Here is a 19,518-nt window from a genome sequence, read left to right on the forward strand (position 1 = left end):
CGGACGAGTCGAGGAGTGCGTCGTGAGCATGGAATCGGTGGCGTACAGCCAGATGTATCGCGGCATGCACACGCCGGAAGCGCGGCCGTTCTCCCGCGTCACCCTGCGACGGATCCTGGTGTTCGCCCGCCCACTGCGCGGACTGCTGATCGGGTTCCTGATTCTCAGCGTGGTGTCGGCGTCGCTGGCCGTGGCGACGCCGATCCTCGCGGGCCGGGTGGTCGACGGCATCGTGCGCGGGGTGGAGTTCCGGACGGTGCTGATTCTCGCCGTCGTCATCGCCCTGGTCGCGGTGCTCGACGCCGCCAGCGGGCTGGCCAACCGCTGGCTGTCGTCGCGCATCGGGGAGAACCTCATCCTCGATCTGCGTACACGGGTCTTCGATCACGTGCAGCGCATGCCCATCGCGTTCTTCACCCGTACGCGGACGGGGGCATTGGTCTCCCGACTGAACAACGACGTCATCGGTGCGCAGCGCGCGTTCAGCGGCACGTTGTCCGGCGTGGTCAGCAACGTCGTCACGCTGCTGCTGACGTTGGTCGTCATGATCGGGATCTCGTGGCAGATCACGCTGCTGGCGTTGATCCTGCTTCCGGTCTTCGTGATCCCGGCGCGGCGGATGGGCGCGAAACTCGCGACGCTGCAACGGGAGGCGGCCGGCCACAACGCGGCGATGTCGACGCAGATGACCGAACGTTTCTCCGCGCCCGGCGCCACGTTGATCAAGCTGTTCGGGCGCCCCGATCACGAGTCGCAGGAGTTCGCGACGCGGGCCGGCCGGGTGCGGGACATCGGGGTGCGCACCGCGATGGTGCAGACCACCTTCGTCACCGCCCTCACGCTGGTCTCGGCGTTGGCGCTCGCCCTCGTCTACGGACTGGGCGGCTTCTACGCCCTGCGCGGCACCCTCGACGCGGGGTCGGTGGTCACCATGTCCCTGCTGCTCACGCGGCTCTACGCGCCGTTGACCGCACTCGCGAGCGCGCGCGTCGACATCATGAGTGCGGTGGTCAGCTTCGAGCGGGTCTTCGAGATCCTCGACCTCGAACCCCTGATCGTCGACGCGCCGGACGCCCGTCCCGTCCCGGACGGGCCGGTCACGGTCGAGTTCGACGACGTCCGGTTCGCCTATCCGTCGGCCGACAAGGTGTCGCTGGCCTCGCTCGAGGACGTCGCCGTCCTCGATTCCCGCGGCGGTGAGGAAGTGCTGCACGGCATCTCGTTCCGCGCCGAGCCCGGGCACATGGTGGCGCTGGTGGGCTCGTCGGGTGCCGGGAAGTCGACCATCGCGCAGCTGGTCTCACGCCTGTACGACGTCGACGGGGGTGCGGTGCGTCTCGCCGGCGTGGACGTCCGCGACCTCACGGCCGAGTCCGTCCGCGGGACGGTGGGCATGGTGACGCAGGACGGCCACCTGTTCCATGAGACCCTGCGGGCCAACCTGACGCTGGCGCGTCCCGAGGCGACCGACGAGGAGGTCTGGTCCGCCCTCGAGCGCGCCCGCCTCGGCGACCTGGTGCGATCGCTGCCCGACGGTCTGGAGACCGTCGTCGGCGAGCGCGGTTACCGCTTCTCCGGTGGCGAGCGCCAGCGCGTGACCATCGCGCGTCTGTTGCTCGCCCGTCCGCGGGTGGTGGTGTTGGACGAGGCGACGGCGTCGCTGGACTCCACGTCGGAGGCCGCGGTGCAGGAGGCGCTGGCGGAGGCGCTGGACGGACGTACCTCGATCGTCATCGCCCACCGGCTCTCCACCATTCGCGCCGCCGATCAGATTCTGGTGATCGAGGACGGACGGGTGGTCGAGCGCGGGACCCACGTGGAGTTGCTGGCCACCTCCGGCCGCTACGCCGAGCTGTACCGCACGCAGTTCGACGAGCCCGTCCGCACCTGACCGGTCAGCAGGTACTGGGCGCGGGCAGCCCGGCGAAGCGGTCGTTCAGCCACTGCAGCGCGGCGGGCAGGCCCAGCAGAGCCGCCGACAGGTGGTCCGGGCTCGGCGTCAGCAGGGTCTGCACCGGGGTGCCGGCCGCGCAGTACCGCCGGGTCGAGTTGTCGATGGCGTCCACCGGGATCAGGACGTCGGTGGGGCTGTGCCACTCGAAGATCGGGGCCCGCGGGATGCCGGGGTAGAGCTCGAGGCTGTTCTCCTCCACCACGCGCCGACCCTCGGGATCCTGGAACACGGACCGGTTGGCGGTGATCTCCGCCGCGCTGTGGTTCGCGCCGACGGCGAGGATGTCGTTGGTGCAGGAGTTGGCGACCTGGTTCATCATCGCGGTGCCCTGCGGGGTCAGGTTCTCCGAGACCGGCATGCGGTCCGGGTACTCGCGGCCCAGGCCGATGGCGGCGGCGAGTACCAGCCCGAACGCCGGATGCGGGGTGTCCTCGCCGAGCAGGTAGCCCATCTTCACCAGGCTCATCGGCACGCCGCCCTGGGCGCTGCCCACGATGTTCAGCTCGGGGGCGTAGGACGGGGCCAGCGCCGCCGCCCAGGCGGTGGCCATGCCGCCGCCTGAGTAGCCGGCCATGGCGACCGAGCTGTTGCGGAGCTGCAGCGGGTCGAAGTTCTTGGCGGCGCGAATCCCGTCGAGGGTGAGCTGGCCACCGAGCTTGGCCGCACCGTAGGCGCTGGTGGGGCCGAGGTGATCGGTCATGGCCACCGACCAGCCCCGCTGGAACACGACGTTCAGCGCCGCCGCGTCACGGATGACGACGTTGGGGTCGGTGGAGTACAGCGCCTGAGACGGGGCGCACTTCAGCCCGAGGGCGTTGACGATCTGCTGGTAGGACAGCAGCGGCCCGTCGGGTGCCTTGACGATCGGCACGAAGACCGTGGTCACGCCGACGATGGGCTTGCCCTCGCTGGCCGTACTGCGGAACGCGAGCTGCCAGGTGTTCACCCCGAAGAAGTTGGGTGGATTGGGCACCTGCCGCGCCGCCAACACCGTGCCCGGGGCCACCCCCGAGATGTCACCGCCCGCGGAGTAGAACGGATCGGCGTTGGGGATGGGCATCTGTGCCCCCGCCGACGCCGTACCGGGTAGTCCGACGGCGACCAGCGCGGCCGCGACGGCGACGAGAAACGAACGACGAATTCTGCTCACGGTGCTACCACTCCCTACGAACCGACCGTGCGGTTGTCGGCGCCGATAGTGGCACACCCGTCTCCGGACCTGTAATCGTCCCGAAAAACCGACGCCCCCCGTGCCCTACGAGCACAGCAACCGGCACCCCGCTCCGTATCCGAACCGTAACCATGCGCGCGAGCACCGGCAATCGAATGCCGGGGTGTTGTGAAGGGTCCCGGGTAGCCCTCGTCGGGGTCAGGGCTCCCGCACCACGTCCGCGGGACTCTTGTCGTCGCGCAGCCCGCGCCAACTGGGATGACGCAGTGATCCGCCCTCGGTCCACTCGAAGAACCGCACCTCGCCGACCAGCGCGGGTTCGGTCCACGTCGCATCCTTGCGATCCACGGCCGGCAACGGACGGTCGAACGGAGAGTCGTCCCGCGCCAGCGGCCGCAGCCGATCGAGCAGGTCCGCGCGGGCGCGCTCGGTGAACCCGGTGCCGACCCGACCCACGTATCGCAGCCCGTCGCCCTCGGGCACACCGAGCAGCAGGGAACCGATGCTGCCGGCCCGCCCGCCCTTCCCGGCGCGCCAGCCGCCGATCACCACCTCCTGCGTGCGCCAGTTCTTCACCTTGATCCACGCGGTGCTGCGACGGCCGACCTCGTAGACGGAATCGCGGCGCTTGGCGACGATGCCCTCCCACCCGCGTCGTTCGCTCTCGGCCAGCGCGCCGGCCGGGGTACCGGCCATCAGGGGAGAGAGGGTGGCCGACTCGATTCCGGTGAGAAGCAGCTCGAGGATGCGACGACGGTCGGCGAACTTCTTGTTCGTCAGGTCGGTACCGTCGAGATGGAGGATGTCGAAGCAGATGTACTGCACGTCGTCGGGGTGGGCGTCCTGGAGCGCCTCGAAGCTGGTGACGCCGTCGGCGCGGTACACCACGGCCTCGCCGTCGAGGACCACGACGTGGTCGGCCAGGTCGGCCCCCAGCGCCGTGATCCCCGCGTAGCGACGGGTGAGGTCCTGTCCCGTGCGACTCTCGAGCAACGTGCGCCCGTGGTCGACGGTGGCGACGACGCGCACGCCGTCCCACTTGCCCTCGAACGACCACTGGTCGGCGTCGAGCGCGTCCAGCTCGCCGGCGGTCGCGAGCATCGGACGCACGCGCGTGGGCAGGGCCGTGTCACCCTGCGGGACGCCGGAGGCGGTGGTCTTGGTCCGCCGCACCAGCCACTGATCGCCGCCGGTCCGGATCAGGGCGTAGCGGCCGGAGACGCGTTCGCCGGTCAGGGTCACGATGACCTCGTCGTCCCGCCACTTCTCCTCGATGTAGGTGCCGTGATCCCAGACGGTGACCTCGCCGCCGCCGTACTCGCCCGCCGGAATCGTGCCCTCGAACGTGGCGTAGTCGAGGGGGTGGTCCTCGGTGTGGACGGCGAGGTGGTTCGACGTGGTGTCGGTGGGCAGGTTCTTCGGCACGGCCCACGAGACGAGAACGCCGTCGCGTTCGAGTCGGAAGTCGTAGTGCAACCGGCGCGCGTGATGTTCCTGGATGACGAACGTGGTTGCGGCGGAACGAGATTCCGGTGTCGTCCCGGTCGGGACGGGCTCGGGCGTGCGCGACGTGGTGCGCTTGCCGCGATACGGTCCCAACCGGTCGGCGGTGCCCCCGGGGACGGCGGCGTCCAGATCGGCCAGCAGGTCCCCGTCGCGGTGCAGGCGGTCGATCACCTCGGTGAACGCGAGTTGGGTCAGCCCGCCGCCCTCTATCTCTTCCCAGGTCCGCGGGGCGGCCACGGTGGGTCGGCTGCGGCCGCGCAGCGAGTAGGGCGCGATGGTGGTCTTCTTGCCGTTGTTCTGGCTCCAGTCGAGGAACACCTTGCCGGGACGCAGCGCCTTGGACATCGACGCCGTCACGAGGTCGGGCATCGTGCCCTCGAGCAGGGTGGCCACCCGCTTGGCCACGGTGGACGCCCCGGCCGAGGTGACCGGCTTCTCCAGCGGCACGTAGAGGTGAATTCCCTTGCTGCCGCTCGTGAGTGGGAACGCGGTCAGTCCGATGTCGGTGACCATGGTCCGCACCGCGCACGCGACCGTCGCGCACGTGTCGAGGTCGACGTCGTCGCCGGGATCGAGGTCGAAGACGATGCGGGTGGCCTTGCCCTGCTCGTCGCGATCGAAGGTCCACTGGGGGACGTGCGCCTCGAGGGCCGCCTGCTGCCCGAGCCACGCGAGGTCGGCGGGGCCGTGGAACACCGGGTACACCACGACGCGGTCCGAATGGTGAATGCGGCGGCGGTCCAACCAGTCCGGAGCCGATGCGGCGAGGTTCTTCTCGAAGAACGCCGGGTGGTCGACGCCGTTCGGCCACCGCTTGCGGGTGACCGGCCGACCGGCCAGATGCGGCAGCATGGCGTCGGCCACGGCGAGGTAGTAGTCGATCACCTCGGCCTTGGTGGTGCCGGTCTCCGGATACAGGACCTTGTCCGGATTGGTGAAGGCCAGCGTGTGCCCATCGATCTCGCGACGCGTCGACCCGGCGGGTGGCATGCGTACCACCCTAGGCGGGCGCGCCCCGAGAACCTCGGGACGGTTGTGGCGAGCGAAGGGTGGGTACAGATGGACCCGGACGGCCAACAGGGAGCGAGGAACCGCGTGGCGGGAGTGAACGTGTCGGTGGAGTCGACGATGACACCGGACGAGGCCTGGGCGCGGGCGTCGGACCTGTCGGGTTTCGACGAGTGGATGACCATCTTCGGCGGCTGGCGCAGCCCGATTCCCACGACGCTGCACGAGGGCGTCACGGTCGATTCGCTGATCAAGGTCAAGGGTTTCCGCAACGTCATCACCTGGACCATCGCCGAGTACGACAAGCCGCACGAGATCGCGCTGCTCGGCACCGGCAAGGGCGGGGTCAAGATCGACCTGCGGATGACGGTATCGCCGAAGAACGCGGGCTCGACCTTCACCCTGGAGGCGAACTTCCGCGGCGGACTGCTCAGCGGCCCGATCGGCACGGTGGTGGCCAAGGTGCTCGAATCCGACGTGCGGGACTCGGTGACCAACCTGGCCAAGTTGGGTTAGCTGCTCGCGCGCTCGGTGCGTCGCAGCCACCAGAGAGCGGCGATGGGCAGGACCACCGGCACGAAGAGGTAGCCGGATCCGAAGTGCGACCAGACCGTCGGCTCCGGGAACTCCTGTGGCACCACGTAACTGGCGATGGATACGGCCACCACGCCGACCAGCTCGACCACGCACGAGATCGTGGCGATCCGGCGGGAGACCACCGATGCACGGGCCAGGCAGACGGTGCCGACGATGTAGACCACGGCGGCGAACGCCGACAGCAGGAAGGCGATCGGGGCGGCGTCGAACCGCGTCGCGATCTGCACCGCCGATCGAGACGTCGCCGCCACGGAGAAGATCGCGTAGAGCGCGATGAGGATGCGCCCGGGCCCCGACCGTGTCGTGGCGGCCAAGGTCGCGCGGGTGTCGGCGGTGCGGGCGTCAGGCATGGCCGTTCCAGATCTGGGTCAGTCGCAGCACCATGACCGCGAGCGTGAGGGTGACGACGACGAGGACGGCGGTGCCGCCGCGGCTGCGGTCGCCGAGCGACCACCAGACCCCGAGGGGCAGCAGCAGCGCGAGCCCGATCAGGTAGGCGCCGAAAGTCACCGCGTGGACCTGATGGTCGGTGACCGCGAGGCTCACGAAGCCGACCACGGCCTGCACGATGACCAGCAGTTCGATGCCGACGAGGAAGCGGAAGAAGACGCGGTCGCTGCGGTGGGCCAGCAGCAGCGGCTTGTCGCGGACGATCTTCACCGTCGCCCACCCCGCGGCGACGAGGGGAAGCACGTAGAGCGCGACCGTGATGGGTGTGAGCATGGTGAACCCAGTTTATCGGCGAGCGAAGCCCGTCGGCCGTCGCGGTGACGCGAGCCACCGCGACGGCCGACCGGGCGAGCCGTCGGAGGGTGCAGAGGACGGAGTCCGACGGACGATACCGAGTCCGTCAGACGGTGCAGAGCGGACGGATCTCGTTCGACCCCTCGGTGGTGGGCGAGGTGATCACCAGGCACGCGTTGTATCCGCGGCTCTCGACCACGCGCCGGATCTCCTGCCACTTCTCCGCGGAAACCTGCGGGGAGCGCGACAGGACGAAGCCCGACGTGCGGAACGGATCGCCGACCAGCGCCAACGAGTAGTCGTCGGCGATGTCGGTGACGATGTAGTTGGTGGGGCCGTCCGGGTTGTCCTGGGTGGGGACGCCGGGGAAGCTCACGTGCAGCTGCGCCTGCGTGACGGGATCGTTGACCCGCGCGTTGCCGAGGATCTCGTTGCGGCCGCCGTCCCAGCGGGTGCAGGTGTTCTGCACCCGGACGTTCGCCGGGTCGAGCAGCTGGTAGTTCGCCTTGGTGTCCTTGGCGCAATTCAGGTTGAACGGCTGGGGGACGGCGGCGAGCTGCCACCAGTCACCGGTGTAGCGCTCGATGTCCAGCTTCTGGATCGGCTGCAGCGGCTCCCACAGCGGCTGGGCGGACGCGGCACCGCTGCCGGCGAGGACGGCTCCGGTGGCGAGGGCGAGCGCGGCGGCGGCTCGGGCGAACGTGCGACTCATCGGTGAGCTCCTTCGTGGGTGGGTGTCGGTGAGTGTTCGGATCGGGGGTCGAGCCTGGTCGGCCACCAGATGCGCGGGCCGACCGACGTGAACAGCGCGGGGATGACGATGGTGCGGACGACGAACGTGTCGAGCAGGATTCCGATGCCGACGATGATGCCCAGCTGGGTCAGCAGGATGAGCGGCAACACGCCCAGCACCGCGAACACGGCGGCCAGCACGATGCCCGCGCTGGTGATGACCGCGCCCGTCGAAGCGACCGCCCGGACGATGCCGGTGCGAGTGCCGTGCTCCGGCATCTCCTCCCGCGCGCGGGTGACCAGGAAGATCGTGTAATCGACGCCCAGGGCCACGAGGAACAGGAACGCGAAGAGCGGCACGTTGTCCCCCAGTGCGGGGAAGCCGAAGACGGTCTGGCTGGCCCAGCTGCCCACGCCCAAAGCGGCGACGGTGCTGAGGACCGTGGTGGCCACCAGGATCAGCGGCGCGGCCACGGACCGCAGCAACAGGAACAGGACGGCGAGCACGACGGCCAGGATCACCGGGATGATCACCAGCCGATCCCGCTGTGCGGCATCGGCCGTGTCCAGCGCCTCGGCGTCGCTGCCGCCCACCACTGCGTCGGCGTTCGGAACGGCGGCGAGTTCGCCGCGCACGGCCCGGACGGCGTCGAACGCGGCGTCGGACGCCGGCTCACCGTCCAGGACGACCGACCACTCGGTGAGGCCGGTGGTGGACGCTGCCGTCTCGGTGGCGGAGACGACGCCGGGGGCCGCGTCGAGCGCGTCCTGCACGGCCGGGGCGGCGTCGGTGCGCGCGATCACCACGGTGGGATCGGACTGACCGGCCGGGAAATGCTCGGCGAGCGTGTCGATTCCGCTCACGGCCTCGGCTTCGACGCGGAACTGCTCGGTCTGGGAGAGGCCGACGTTCGTCCCGATCAGGCCCAGCGCACAGACCGCGAGGGCGGCGAGGGACACGACGGCGGTGGGGCCGGGACGGCGGCTCACGCCCGACGCGATGCGGAAGAAGACGCCCCTGTCGGTCGGTTCCGGGTCACCGACGCGGGGAACGAACGGCCAGAACAGCTTCCGCCCGAACAGGGCCAGCAGCGGCGGGAGCACGAACAGCACGAAGATCGCGGCGACCACGAGGCCGGCTGCGGCCAATCCGCCGAGACTGCGTGTGCTGGGCAGGGTTCCGAGCAGAAGGGTGAGCAGTGCGAGCACCACGGTGGCGTTGCTGGCCAGGATCGCCGGACCCGCACGTCGGACCGCCAGACGCAGCGCGACACGGTGATCGGCTTCGCGGCGCAACTCCTCGCGGTAGCGGGAGATCAGCAGCAGCGCGTAGTTGGTGCCGGCGCCGAACACCAGAACGCTGGTGATGCCCGAGGTGCTGCCGTCGAACGACAGTCCGGTCAGCTCCGCGACCGCGGTGCCGACGGACGACGCCACGCGGTCGCCGAATCCGATGACCGCCAACGGAACGAGCCACAGCACGGGGGAGCGGTAGGTGACGATGAGCAGCACGGCGACCACCAGGGCCGTGACGCCGAGCAGCACGAAGTTCGCCCCCGAGAACGAGTCGGCGATGTCGGCGCCGAAGGCGGGGCCGCCGGTGACCTGGAGAACGAGGTCGTCGGGAGCACCGGTGCGGGCGGCGTCGCGGAGCTCGGTGACCGTCTCGGACAGCCCGAGGCCCGTCTCCGCAGTGGAGAGCTGGACGGGGGCGATGGCCGCCTGCCCGTCGGGCGACGGGATCACCGGGGCCGCAAGGGTATTCGCGTCGACACCGCGATCGACCCCGAGCATGCGGCCGCGTGCCTCGTCGACGGCCGTGAGGTCCTGCGGCGTCAGCGCCCCGCCGTCCGCGCGGGTGGCGACGAGGATCGTCGAGGTGACGTCGGCGTCGGGGAACTGCTCGAGCAACGCACTCGCCCTGGCCGACTCCGCGTCGGTGGGCACCGAGCTCGGGGAGCTCTCGGCGGCGTCGTTGGCCCCCACTCCGCCGACCAGGCCGATGGCCGCGATCGTGACGATCAGCGCGACGATCCACGACCGGCGCGAGGAGACGAGGGCGGAGACGCGGCTCCAGAGGGTCTGCGGGGACGCCGGGGACTGCGGCTCGGCGGGTGCGGTCGATGCGCTCACGGAAGCAACTATCTCAGTTTCTTGATGATTCAGCAACTGAGATACTTTGACGCGGGTAGTCTGACTGCGGTCGAAGGAGTGTCGATGTCAGTCCAGGACAGCCGTCCCACCGCCGGTGTACCCCACGGCGATCCTGCGGAACCGCCGTCGCACCGGGCCGAACTGGAGTCGCGCATCGCGTCGGACATGCGTGCGATGACCGCCGAGTCCGATCGTCTCGGTCGCGTGTTCGGCGCGCAGCACAGCTTGAGCGCCAACGACTTCCGCGCGTTGTTGCACATCATGGTGGCCGACGTGAGCGGTCGCCCCGTCTCGCCGGGCGAGCTCGGCTCCGTCCTCGGCCTGTCCTCGGCCGCGATGACCTACCTCGTCGAGCGCATGATCACGTCCGGCCACATCCGCCGCGAGCCGGACACCCGCGATCGACGACGGGTCATCCTGCGCTACGACGAGCCCGGCATGGAGGTGGCCCGCGAGTTCTTCGGTCCGCTCGGCGTGCACGTCCGCGACGCCATGGCCGACCTGCCCGACTCCGACCTCGACGCCGCCCACCGCGTCTTCGGCGCCCTCACCGCAGCGATGGCGGCCTACCACCGTGAAATAGCCGGCTGACGCCGGGTGAGATCGCCGGCTGACGCCGGGTGGGACAGCCGGGTGACTACTCCTTAGCGCCCGGTGTGCTCGGCGATGACCGCCTTCACCCGGTCCGCGTCCGCCGGAACCACGTCGAACTTCTGCGGCAGGTCCTCGATGCCCTCGAAGGCCGCCGGCCGCTCCGGGTCACGGCCGAGCGCTTCGCGGACGATGTCGGCGAACTTCGCCGGCAGCGCCGTCTCGAGCACGATCATCGGCACACCCGCGGTGAGGTGGTGCCGGGCAACGGTGACCCCGTCGGCGGTATGCGGGTCGATGGCGACCCCGTACCGCTCGTGGACGTCGCGGATGGTCTCGACACGGTTGCCGTGGGTGCTGCGTCCGGAGACGAACCCGAAATCGTCGGCGATACGGTCGAACTCGGGAGTGCCGGTGAAGTCGAAGCCGCCCTCGGTGTCGAGGCGGGAGAACAGCTCGCCCAGCCGGGCGGCGTCGCGATCGACCAGGTCGTAGAGGAACCGCTCGAAGTTCGAGGCCTTCGAGATGTCCATGCTCGGGCTCGACGTGTGGTGGGTCTCGGCGGCCGACCGCGGCCGGTAGACACCCGTGCGGAAGAACTCGTCGAGCACGTCGTTCTCGTTCGTGGCGACGACGAGGCGGTCGATCGGCAGACCCATGCACCGGGCGATGTGCCCCGCGCAGACGTTGCCGAAGTTGCCCGACGGGACGGAGAACGACACCCGCTGCCCCGGGCCGTCGGTGGCGAGCAGCCAACCGTGGACGTAGTAGACGACCTGCGCGACGACGCGCGCCCAGTTGATGGAGTTGACCGTGCCGATGGCGTGGTGCGCCTTGAACTCCGCGTCGCGCGAGACGGCCTTGACGATGTCCTGGCAGTCGTCGAAGTTGCCCTCGACCGCGAGGTTGACGATGTTCTCGTCCTGCAGGCTGAACATCTGCGCCCGCTGGAAGCTGCTCATGCGGCCGTGCGGGCTCAGCATGACCACACGGATGCCGCGCTTGCCGCGCATCGCGTGCTCGGCGGCGCTGCCGGTGTCTCCGGAGGTCGCGCCGAGGATGTTCAGTTCGGCGTCGTCACGGGCCAGCGTGTACTCGAAGAGGTTGCCGATCAGCTGCATCGCCATGTCCTTGAAGGCGAGCGTGGGCCCGTTGGACAGGCCCAGCAGGTGCAGCGGCGCGCCCTCCTCCTCGCCGAGGGTGCGCAGCGGGGTGATGAGCGCGGTGTCGTCGCCGGGGCGGCCGTTGCCGTAGACCTCGGCGGTGTAGGTCCGCCGGGTGATGTCGCGCAGCGCGTCCTCGGGGATGTCGTCGACGAACTTCCGCAGGACCTCGTAGGCGAGATCGGCATAGGAGAGCGACCGCCACGACTCGAGCTCGTCCGTCGTCACCTGCGGGTACTCGGCGGGCAGGTAGAGCCCGCCGTCCGGGGCCAGGCCGCCGAGCAGGATGTCCGAGAAATGCTGGGGCACGTCGTGGCCCCGCGTGGACTGATACTGCATCACTGTCTTCCTGATCGCCGGCCGGGTACGGCAGTCAACCTATCACCGCACGTCAGGGCCGGTCCGGACCCGGCTGGCAGTGCGGGCACCACCAGGTACGACGACGCTCGGGATCGCCCGGCACCTCGGCCACCACGCGGATGGTGGTGCCGCAGCGCAGGCAGGGTTTGCCGGCTCGTCCCGCCACCCAGTGTTGCCGGCCGGGACGGGTGTCGCCGGTGGTCACCTGCATCGCGCCGGGCACGGTCGCGGAATGGCGCATCGTCCTGCGGGTGAGGGCGACCAGCCGATCGGCGTCGACCTCCGACGCGGGAACCCAGGGTCCGAGTCCGCGCAGGAAGCACAGCTCGTTGGCCCACAGGTTGCCCGGCCCCGCCATGACGCGCTGGTCCAGCAGGACCGCGATCACCGGCCGCGGATCCGCGCGGACGTTCGCGGCGGCGAGCGCGGCGTCGAAGTCGTCGTGCAGGGGGTCCGGGCCGAGGTAGGCGAGGGCGCGGGCGGCGTCGGGCGTGGTCATGAGCTGCACCAGCGGCAGCGTGATGCCGTACGCCGTGGGTCCGTCGACCACACCGAGCTCCACCCGGACGTCGGGAGCCAGCCGACGCGGCAGCCGTCGGCCCGGCCGGGTCACGGTCCACGACCCGGTCATCTTCAGGTGCGTGTGCAGGGTGAGGCCGTCGTCGAAGTCCGTGAGCAGGTGCTTGCCGATCGTGCGATGCCCGAGCACCGTCCGCCCCGACAGGTCGGCGGTCGCGTGGGCAGGGACGTTCAGACGTCCGACGGCGAGCCGCTGTCCGTCGAGCGCGGGCCGGAGCCGACGCGCGAGCGCGAAGACGGTGTCCCCTTCCGGCACGGCTAGGTCCAGTAGAGCAGCTGCGCGGACGGGACCGTTCGGTCGAGCTCGGCGGTGAACCACGAGCGCATCTCGGCCATGACGTCCTTCGGATACACGTACTTGACCCCGCCGAACTTCGATCGCTTGGCGCTGCGCGCGTCCTCGTCCATCTCCAGCTTCGTGGCGGGGTACCAGCCGAGCAGCACGTCCTTGCTGGCGGGCGTGAAGCGATGCGTGATGATCTCGGCGGTGAGGTCGAGGTCGGGGACGTCCGCCACGGCGTCGGCCAGGTCGGCGAGCAGCTGCCCGTACTGCTCACGCCACCCGGGGATCGGCATGATCGGGGCGATGGTCACACCCACCGGGTACCCCGCGCGGGCCAGGGTGCGCAGCGCCGCCAGTCGCGCGGGCATCCTGGCGGTGCCGCCCTCGAACCGGTGGGCGACGTCGGCCGCGTTGACCGAGAACCGCACCCGCGTGCGCCCACCGTGGTCCAGCGTGGCCAACTCGGTGACGTCGTCGAACTTGGTGGTGAAGCGGATCGAGGCGTCGTCGCCGAACTCGCCGGCGCCGACCCGTGCGATCGCGGCGGCCAGGGACCCCGTGACCCGCTCGATGCCCAACGGGTCGGTGTAGCAGGACATCTCGAACGTCGTGCCCTCGTGTGCACGCTCGGCGGTGCCGGACGTGACCGTGCCCCGGCCGACGTGCGTGGCGATCGGGGCGAGCACCTCGTCGAGGTTCGCGTACACGCGGGTGATCGGCGGTCCCGACAGCGAGCCCGCGAGATAGCAGTACTGACAGTGCGCGGGGCAGCCCTTGGCCAGGTCGATGCGCCAGTCCGCGCTCGGCGGAATCGGCTGGGGCTTGCGGGCACTCGGCGGGGCGACGACGACGGCCAGGGTGGACTTCGCTCGGGCGTACACCTCGCGGTCCGACCCGCCCCGCAGGCCGGTGATGCGGTCGCCGGACAGCATCGTCACGTCGTCGACACCTGCGGCCTCGCACCGACGCAGGATCTCGGCGGTGTGCGGTTGCTCGGCCGCGGACGCCGTGACGACGACGTGCTTCGGTGTCCACAGGCGGGTGGGCTGCACGAGGTCGGACGCCGCGGCGGGAGTGGCCAGGGAAGAAGTCATTGCCCTGGTCAACGCCCGGAGTCGCTCGATCCTTCCCGGTCGCCGCCGTGATCACGGTTGTGCCGCAGGGCGAAGGTCCGCAGTTTGTGGAAGCCGCGTACCCGGAGCGGCCGCAGCGACTTGAGGTAGAACTCGTCGACGTCCGCCAGGGCCTCGGCCGTGTGCTCGTCGACCAGGACGGTGCCGGGATGGGCGTTGCTCGTCAGGCGCGCGGCGATGTTGACCACCGAGCCGTACAGGTCGCCGAACCGGGCCAGCGCCGGCCCCAGTGCGATGCCCACCCGCAGCGCCGGCACGTCGTCACGGTCGGCGAACGCCTCGTGCAGTCGCAGGGCGATCCGGGCCGCGTCGACCGGGTCGGCGCATTGGAACATCACCTCGTCGCCGACGTTCTTCACCACCGATCCGTGTCCGCGCGCGATGACCTCGCCGGCCACCGATTCGAACTCCTCGAGCAACGACGTCAGCTCGTCGACGTCGAGACGTCGGGTGAGCGAGGTGTAGCCGACCATGTCCGCGAACCCCACCGCGAGGGTGCGCCTGCTGTCCGGCGACCCGTCGATGTCCAGTGACCGTCCCGCGACGGCCGCCAGGTGGCGACGCCACACGTAGTTCTGCAGGGCCTCGAGTGCCGGGACGGTGTCGGCCGCCAGTTCGCGGGCGTCGTGTCGGATGCGATCCGGATCGCTCGTGCCCGCCGCGTCCTCGTCCTCGCGAATCCGCGCGGCGATATACGAGTTGACCACGCCCACTTGCCATTCCGCCAGGCGTGACATCGACTGGCCGAGCGTACGGGCGACGGCCAGCTCCATCGATTCCTCGACGACGTTCCGGTCCACCAACGTCGTGAGTGCACGCAGCGCCTCGACGTCGGCGTCGGTGTACATGACCGCGTCCGGGTCCGGATTCACGGGAAAACCCATGGCGACCCACAGGCGTCGGGCACGGTCGAGATCGACACCGGCGCGCCGGGCCACCTCCTCGCGGGTGTACGACGCCGAGGATTCGAGCAGAGCGTCCTCCACCCGGCGGCGGGTGGCGTCGGCGGTGTCGGTGTGGCTGCCGCTGTCGGTGTTATCGGACATGGCCGAGCGTCCGCTCGTAGAACTCGCGGACCTCGGCGATGTGCTCGTCGAGCGTGTCGGGGGTCCAGTCGTCCGTGGGAACCGGTGCGCCCACGGTCACCGTCACCTTGCCGGGGTGCGCCGTGAACGCGGACCGGAACATCACGTCGCCGGCGCCCTCGAGGACCAGGGGCACCACCGGCACGCCCGCCTCCATCGCCAGGTGGAAGGCACCCTTCTTGAATCGACCCAGTCGCGAGGTCGGCATCCGCGTGCCCTCCGGGGCGATGGCGACGGAGGTACCGTTCTGCAGCTTCTCGATGGCCGGTTTGATCGCGTCGCGGGCCTGCGCGCCGTTCGCCCGGTCGACGTAGGCGACGTCGAACAACGCGCCGAGCGGCGCGAACCGGGGGTCGCGCGCCAACTCCTTCTTGGCGACGGCGGTGATGTCGCGTCGCAAGACCCGGGCGACGACGATCATGTCCATCGTCGACTGGTGGTTGAAGAGGAACACCGCCGGCCGGTGCGACCAGGCGTTGGCCTCGTCGATCACCTCCACCTCGATGCCCGTCAGGGCCAACGCCAGTTCGGGCGCCACGGAATTGGTGATGTTGGCGCCCACCCGACGTGACCCGCTCAACAGCCCGAGTGTGGCACCCAGTCCGGCGCTGGCCAGCACCGAACCGAGCGCCGCGACGCTGCGCACGGTCGACGTGACGTCGACACCCGTCGTCGGTTTCTGCAGCCGGACGCGTGCCCAGCCGCGGTCGCGGGCGGTGCGGTCGAGGTCGCCGTCGGGATTGAGCGCGACGGGGATGCCGACCGTCTCGAGCATCGGCACGTCCTCGGCGCCGTTCGAGTAGCCGAAACAGCCGGCGAGATCGACCTTCTCGGCCGTCGCCCAGTCCTCGATGCCCGCTGCCTTGCGCGGACCCCACAGCGACAGACCGTCGAGCGAGCCGGTGAGCACGCCGTCGTCCCCGATCTCGGGATGGGTGCAGATGAGGGCGTCGAAACCGAGGTCCTCCGCCACCGGGGTCGCCTGGTACGGCGTGGCCGACGTCGAGAGCACGATGCGGTGCCCCCGCGCCTTGTGTGCGGCGATCAACGTGCGCACCTGCGGGAAGATCTGCGACGCGATCTCCGACCGGAACAGCAGGTAGGCCTGCTCCATCAACTCCTCGTGCGTCTTGCCGGCGAGAGCGCGCACCGCCTTGTCCATGAGGTTGTCCACCGTGGTGCCGCGCAGCCGCATCTCGACGACGGCACTGCTGATGTCCCACAGTTCGAACAGGTCGACGTCGAAGCGGCGTAGACGCTCCTTGAACACGGCCGTGGCCGAGTACCCGTCGATCACGGTGCCGTCGAAGTCGAAGAACGCGACCACCTCCGGGCCCTCGGGGGCCGCGGCGACGAGGTCGAGCAGATCGGTCAGGGACTGGGCCGGGCGAGAGGTCACCGTGATTCTCCGGATCGGTCGGCGTCGGTCGGGTGGTCGGCGAGCGGGGAGTCGGCGGCACCCTCGTGCCCGGCGAGTCTGCGGTACACCATGGCTCTGATTCGACGCGACACCCGCCCCCAGGCGGCGATCTCCACCGCGAACTGCTCGCGGCGCTCGCGCACGTCCGGTGCCTCCGAGTCTAGGATCCCCCGGTTGTCCGCCAATTGCAGTGCCGTGTCGAACAATTCGTTGGAGATGGCCTCGCTGTGATCGAGCTCCTGACGGAGCCGGCGCGAATGCGCGACGCCGAGGCACTCGGTGAGGAACGATGCCTTGTCGAACTCGGCGTTCGGGTCGGCGAGCACCAGGCGATCGGCCACCACCTGGTACGCCTCGAAGATCGGCTGCAGCACGCGATGGGCGAGGTGGAACGGCTGACGCTCGAGGGTGCTGACGGCGTAGCCCGGAGTGTCCAATCGGTCCCGCCAGCCCGGGTCGATCAGGTCGACCTCGGCTTCCAGACGCGCGCCGAACTCCCGCTTGTCACCGAAGAAGAACTCGAACTTGAGCAGGTCGCGCAGTTCGAGCGCGGACCGCCACAGATCGTCGGCCCCCGCCACACCCTGCGGGCAGTCCTCGGTGCGCAGCACCACCAGTTCGCCGATCGCGCGCATGACGAAGAAGTGGATGGTGTTGTTCCGGAAGAACGAGGCGACCAGGTGCTTGTCCTGCGCCAGCAGGTAGAGCGGCTCCGGGCCGTCGTCGAACCGCGTGACGACTCCGGCCGTCACCTGGGTGCGCAGCGCCGCGGTGACGACGGCGCGATCGGTCAGGTCCACACCGCCGGCCGTCGGCAGGCCGCGTAGGCGGATGTAGTGCGCCAGCGGATCGATCACCCCGCACATCTCGGCCATGTCGAGGGCGCGGTCCTCGGTGCCGAGCATCGCCATCGCCACCAGCGCCGCCGGCGTCACGGGGGTGGCCTCGTTGATGGCGTGCGACACCGCCAGGGCGGCCCGCTGCACCGCCACGCGCTTGTCTTCGTGCTCCTCGAGGAAGGCGCGGACGGACATGGGCGTGCCGAACCGCAGATAGACGGTGCCGCGGATCTTGCCCTGTGCCCGGACGTAGTCGATGGCCATCCTGATGCCCTCGGCCTGCTTCTGCGCGCCGTGCATCTCCGCCGTCATGGCCCCGACCTCGTGCAGGCGGTCGTAGGTGATCGACGTGGGCACCAGGTACGCGTCGGCCGCCGTGCTGGTCTCGAGGGCGTCGACCAGATAGGTGAGCAGGCCGAAGCGGGGCGGCCGCAGCTTGCCCGTCCGGGACCGACCACCCTCGATGTACCACTCGAGGTTGAACTTCTTGCTCAGCAGGAAGCTCATGTACTGGCGCAGGGTCCACTTGTAGACGTCGTCGGAGAACTTCCGCTGGATCAGCACCACCCCGCTGCGCTTGGCCAGCGGGCCGATGGGCCAGAACCCGACGTTGATGCCGCCCATGACGTGGTTCAAGGGCAGACCCTGGTCCAGCAGCGCCGGCCGCAGCACCAGCGGATCGAGGTACGACCGGTGATTGGGCAGGAAGACCAGGGGATAGGACTTGTCCAGTTCGCGCAGCGCGGCGAGAGACTCGTCGTCGATCTCCACGCGGTAGGCCCGGGAGAAGAACGCTCCGAGCTGCCCCCACAGCTCCACCGCCTGCTTGTTCTCGGTGGCGACCATCTCGTCGAGGATCTTGTGCACCCGCGCCCGGACCTCGGCCAGCGGAGTGTTCACCGACTTCGACAGCTCGGCCAGGTCGCGTCGGAACTGCGATCGCTCGGTCAACTCCTCGACCACGAACCGCGGCACCTTGTATTCGTTGCCGATGATGTCGCGCTCGGCCCGGTCGAGAGTCAGGCTGGCCTGCCGCGCCACGTACGTCGACAAGGAGCGGCCGGCCGTCGCCTCGAACCGCTGACGCAGGTCGCTCAGCGTGGCCGGTTCGCCGACGGCGACCCGGGCGTCACCCTTGCGGGGACGGATCCAGCGACGCAGGCCCCGCGACGGCGTATCCGGCTTGGTGTGAACCACCCGTACCGGGGTGACCAGCGGGTCGCCGTCGGTGAGACCGTCGAGGACGCGGTCGAGCGCGCGACCCGTCATCGGAACGGTGCGCGGATCCGGAACCCGGCTGTGCCGCTCGATCCACGCCGAGGCGATCTGGACGTCCTCGTCGGTCACCGCGTCGATCAGGAACAGTTGGTCCCGCGCCGCCGCCGTGGACGAGGACGTGTCGGACGGGGTCGTGTCCAGCGACATGGCGTGCCTTCTCCCGAGAACGAGGCGGAGCCGCCCCGTCACGAGCACCGGGGCGCAGAGAACCCGTCGAACGGTACGCGGCAGAGCGGTACGGCGGTGCCGATTTCGGAGCCTCCCGGACCGCTCACAGCTGTGTCCGCTGGAAGCGAACATCGGGGTCCGCTCCGAGCGAACGGTCCGGTCGCGTCAGGACAGGTCGACGGTGTCGTTGGTGCCCACGTCGGGGCGATCGCCGGTGATGCGGGACTTGGCGTACGCGATCAGCGTGGACACCTTCGATCCCGGGGCGGACCAGTACTCGGCGCCCTCGGCCTCCACCTTGATCAGGACGATGCCGTCGGACTCCGGCCCGTCCTGGAACCACGCGGCGACGCCCTGGCTCCACAGGTCCTTCTTCTTCGCGTCGTCCCGGACGACGGACGCGCGGCCCGAGACCGACACCCACGAGGTGCCGGACTGGAAGGAGATGCCGACGGACGGGTTCGCGCCGATGTCGGCCACCTTGCGCGAGTCGGCTGCGGCGAAGAACCAGAGATCGCCGTCGAACTCCGTCTCCTGCAGGGCCATCGGTCGGGCGATGAGGTGCCCGTCGGTGGAGGTGGTGGTGAACATGCAGAGGTTCGCGTCGGAGAGAAGCTCGACGACGTGGGCGCGGGAATCGGTGTCGGTCATGGGCGGCGCGTACCCGGGGAGATCGGCTCGCAACCACCGACGACGACGTCGGCGGAGGTGTCGGGACCTCGTGACAGACTGACGTGTCTCCCGTGTCGTCCC

16 protein-coding genes are annotated in these 19,518 nt (G+C 69.9%); 3 read left to right on the forward strand and 13 right to left on the reverse strand.

Annotated elements, in window-relative coordinates:
• Nucleotides 1-22: 22 nt before the first annotated feature.
• Complete coding sequence (locus A3Q40_RS19180) at nucleotides 23-1,891, forward strand: ABC transporter ATP-binding protein (RefSeq protein WP_068106711.1); 1,869 nt, start codon at nucleotides 23-25, stop codon at nucleotides 1,889-1,891.
• 4 nt (nucleotides 1,892-1,895) lie between these two features.
• On the opposite strand, the gene A3Q40_RS19185 is transcribed toward A3Q40_RS19180, so the two are convergent.
• Both A3Q40_RS19185 and A3Q40_RS19190 read right to left on the reverse strand, forming a co-directional pair.
• Nucleotides 1,896-3,104 (reverse strand): lipase family protein, encoded by a 1,209-nt coding sequence (locus A3Q40_RS19185; protein ID WP_068104639.1) that lies wholly within the window; start codon nucleotides 3,102-3,104, stop codon nucleotides 1,896-1,898.
• A gap of 219 nt (nucleotides 3,105-3,323) precedes the next feature.
• Nucleotides 3,324-5,621 carry an ATP-dependent DNA ligase gene (locus tag A3Q40_RS19190; RefSeq protein WP_068104640.1) on the reverse strand — a complete coding sequence of 766 codons (2,298 nt, stop codon included), beginning with the start codon at nucleotides 5,619-5,621 and terminating at the stop codon, nucleotides 3,324-3,326.
• A 105-nt stretch (nucleotides 5,622-5,726) separates the two neighbouring features.
• On the opposite strand from A3Q40_RS19190, the gene A3Q40_RS19195 reads away from it, so the two are divergent.
• Entirely contained in the window at nucleotides 5,727-6,155 is a 429-nt protein-coding gene (locus tag A3Q40_RS19195) for a type II toxin-antitoxin system Rv0910 family toxin (protein ID WP_068104643.1), read from the forward strand.
• Here A3Q40_RS19195 and A3Q40_RS19200 read toward each other — a convergent pair.
• From A3Q40_RS19200 to A3Q40_RS19215, 4 genes are all read right to left on the reverse strand, one after another.
• On the reverse strand, nucleotides 6,152-6,586 hold the full coding sequence (locus A3Q40_RS19200; protein ID WP_068104645.1) for a hypothetical protein: 435 nt from the start codon (nucleotides 6,584-6,586) through the stop codon (nucleotides 6,152-6,154). The two genes, A3Q40_RS19195 and A3Q40_RS19200, sit on opposite strands and share 4 nt — an antisense overlap.
• The gene (locus tag A3Q40_RS19205) at nucleotides 6,579-6,959 is read right to left on the reverse strand and encodes a hypothetical protein (RefSeq protein WP_068104647.1); all 381 of its coding nucleotides are present in this window, start codon (nucleotides 6,957-6,959) and stop codon (nucleotides 6,579-6,581) included. Before A3Q40_RS19205 ends, A3Q40_RS19200 begins: the two co-directional genes overlap by 8 nt.
• A gap of 127 nt (nucleotides 6,960-7,086) precedes the next feature.
• A complete protein-coding gene (locus A3Q40_RS19210) occupies nucleotides 7,087-7,692 on the reverse strand; it encodes a lipocalin family protein (protein ID WP_068104649.1) in 606 nt (201 codons plus the stop codon).
• The gene (locus tag A3Q40_RS19215) at nucleotides 7,689-9,746 is read right to left on the reverse strand and encodes an MMPL family transporter (protein WP_068106713.1); all 2,058 of its coding nucleotides are present in this window, start codon (nucleotides 9,744-9,746) and stop codon (nucleotides 7,689-7,691) included. Before A3Q40_RS19215 ends, A3Q40_RS19210 begins: the two co-directional genes overlap by 4 nt.
• A 285-nt stretch (nucleotides 9,747-10,031) precedes the next feature.
• On the opposite strand from A3Q40_RS19215, the gene A3Q40_RS19220 reads away from it, so the two are divergent.
• Entirely contained in the window at nucleotides 10,032-10,457 is a 426-nt protein-coding gene (locus A3Q40_RS19220) for a MarR family winged helix-turn-helix transcriptional regulator (protein WP_068106716.1), read from the forward strand.
• Between the two features lie 53 nt (nucleotides 10,458-10,510).
• Here the strand turns inward: A3Q40_RS19220 and thrC are convergent, their stop codons facing one another.
• The 7 genes from thrC to A3Q40_RS19255 form a co-directional block, all read right to left on the reverse strand.
• Nucleotides 10,511-11,959 (reverse strand): threonine synthase, encoded by a 1,449-nt coding sequence (gene thrC / locus A3Q40_RS19225; protein WP_068106719.1) that lies wholly within the window; start codon nucleotides 11,957-11,959, stop codon nucleotides 10,511-10,513.
• 52 nt (nucleotides 11,960-12,011) lie between these two features.
• A complete protein-coding gene (locus tag A3Q40_RS19230) occupies nucleotides 12,012-12,815 on the reverse strand; it encodes a DNA-formamidopyrimidine glycosylase family protein (protein ID WP_068104651.1) in 804 nt (267 codons plus the stop codon).
• A gap of 2 nt (nucleotides 12,816-12,817) precedes the next feature.
• Nucleotides 12,818-13,936, reverse strand: coding sequence for a spore photoproduct lyase family protein (locus A3Q40_RS19235; protein WP_068104653.1), 1,119 nt, complete (start codon nucleotides 13,934-13,936; stop codon nucleotides 12,818-12,820).
• Nucleotides 13,937-13,944: 8 nt separating this feature from the next.
• Nucleotides 13,945-15,021 (reverse strand): adenylate/guanylate cyclase domain-containing protein, encoded by a 1,077-nt coding sequence (locus tag A3Q40_RS19240; protein WP_068104655.1) that lies wholly within the window; start codon nucleotides 15,019-15,021, stop codon nucleotides 13,945-13,947.
• Nucleotides 15,011-16,459 carry an HAD-IB family hydrolase gene (locus tag A3Q40_RS19245; RefSeq protein WP_235606370.1) on the reverse strand — a complete coding sequence of 483 codons (1,449 nt, stop codon included), beginning with the start codon at nucleotides 16,457-16,459 and terminating at the stop codon, nucleotides 15,011-15,013. The genes A3Q40_RS19240 and A3Q40_RS19245 overlap by 11 nt, the downstream gene beginning before the upstream one ends.
• The gene (locus tag A3Q40_RS19250; RefSeq protein ID WP_069972996.1) at nucleotides 16,456-18,744 is read right to left on the reverse strand and encodes a glycerol-3-phosphate 1-O-acyltransferase; all 2,289 of its coding nucleotides are present in this window, start codon (nucleotides 18,742-18,744) and stop codon (nucleotides 16,456-16,458) included. Before A3Q40_RS19250 ends, A3Q40_RS19245 begins: the two co-directional genes overlap by 4 nt.
• A 186-nt stretch (nucleotides 18,745-18,930) precedes the next feature.
• Nucleotides 18,931-19,416, reverse strand: coding sequence for a pyridoxamine 5'-phosphate oxidase family protein (locus tag A3Q40_RS19255; RefSeq protein WP_068104657.1), 486 nt, complete (start codon nucleotides 19,414-19,416; stop codon nucleotides 18,931-18,933).
• Nucleotides 19,417-19,518 lie beyond the last annotated feature (102 nt).

The organism is Rhodococcus sp. PBTS 1 (assembly GCF_001620025.1).
Classification (GTDB): Bacteria; Actinomycetota; Actinomycetes; order Mycobacteriales; family Mycobacteriaceae; genus Rhodococcoides; species Rhodococcoides kroppenstedtii.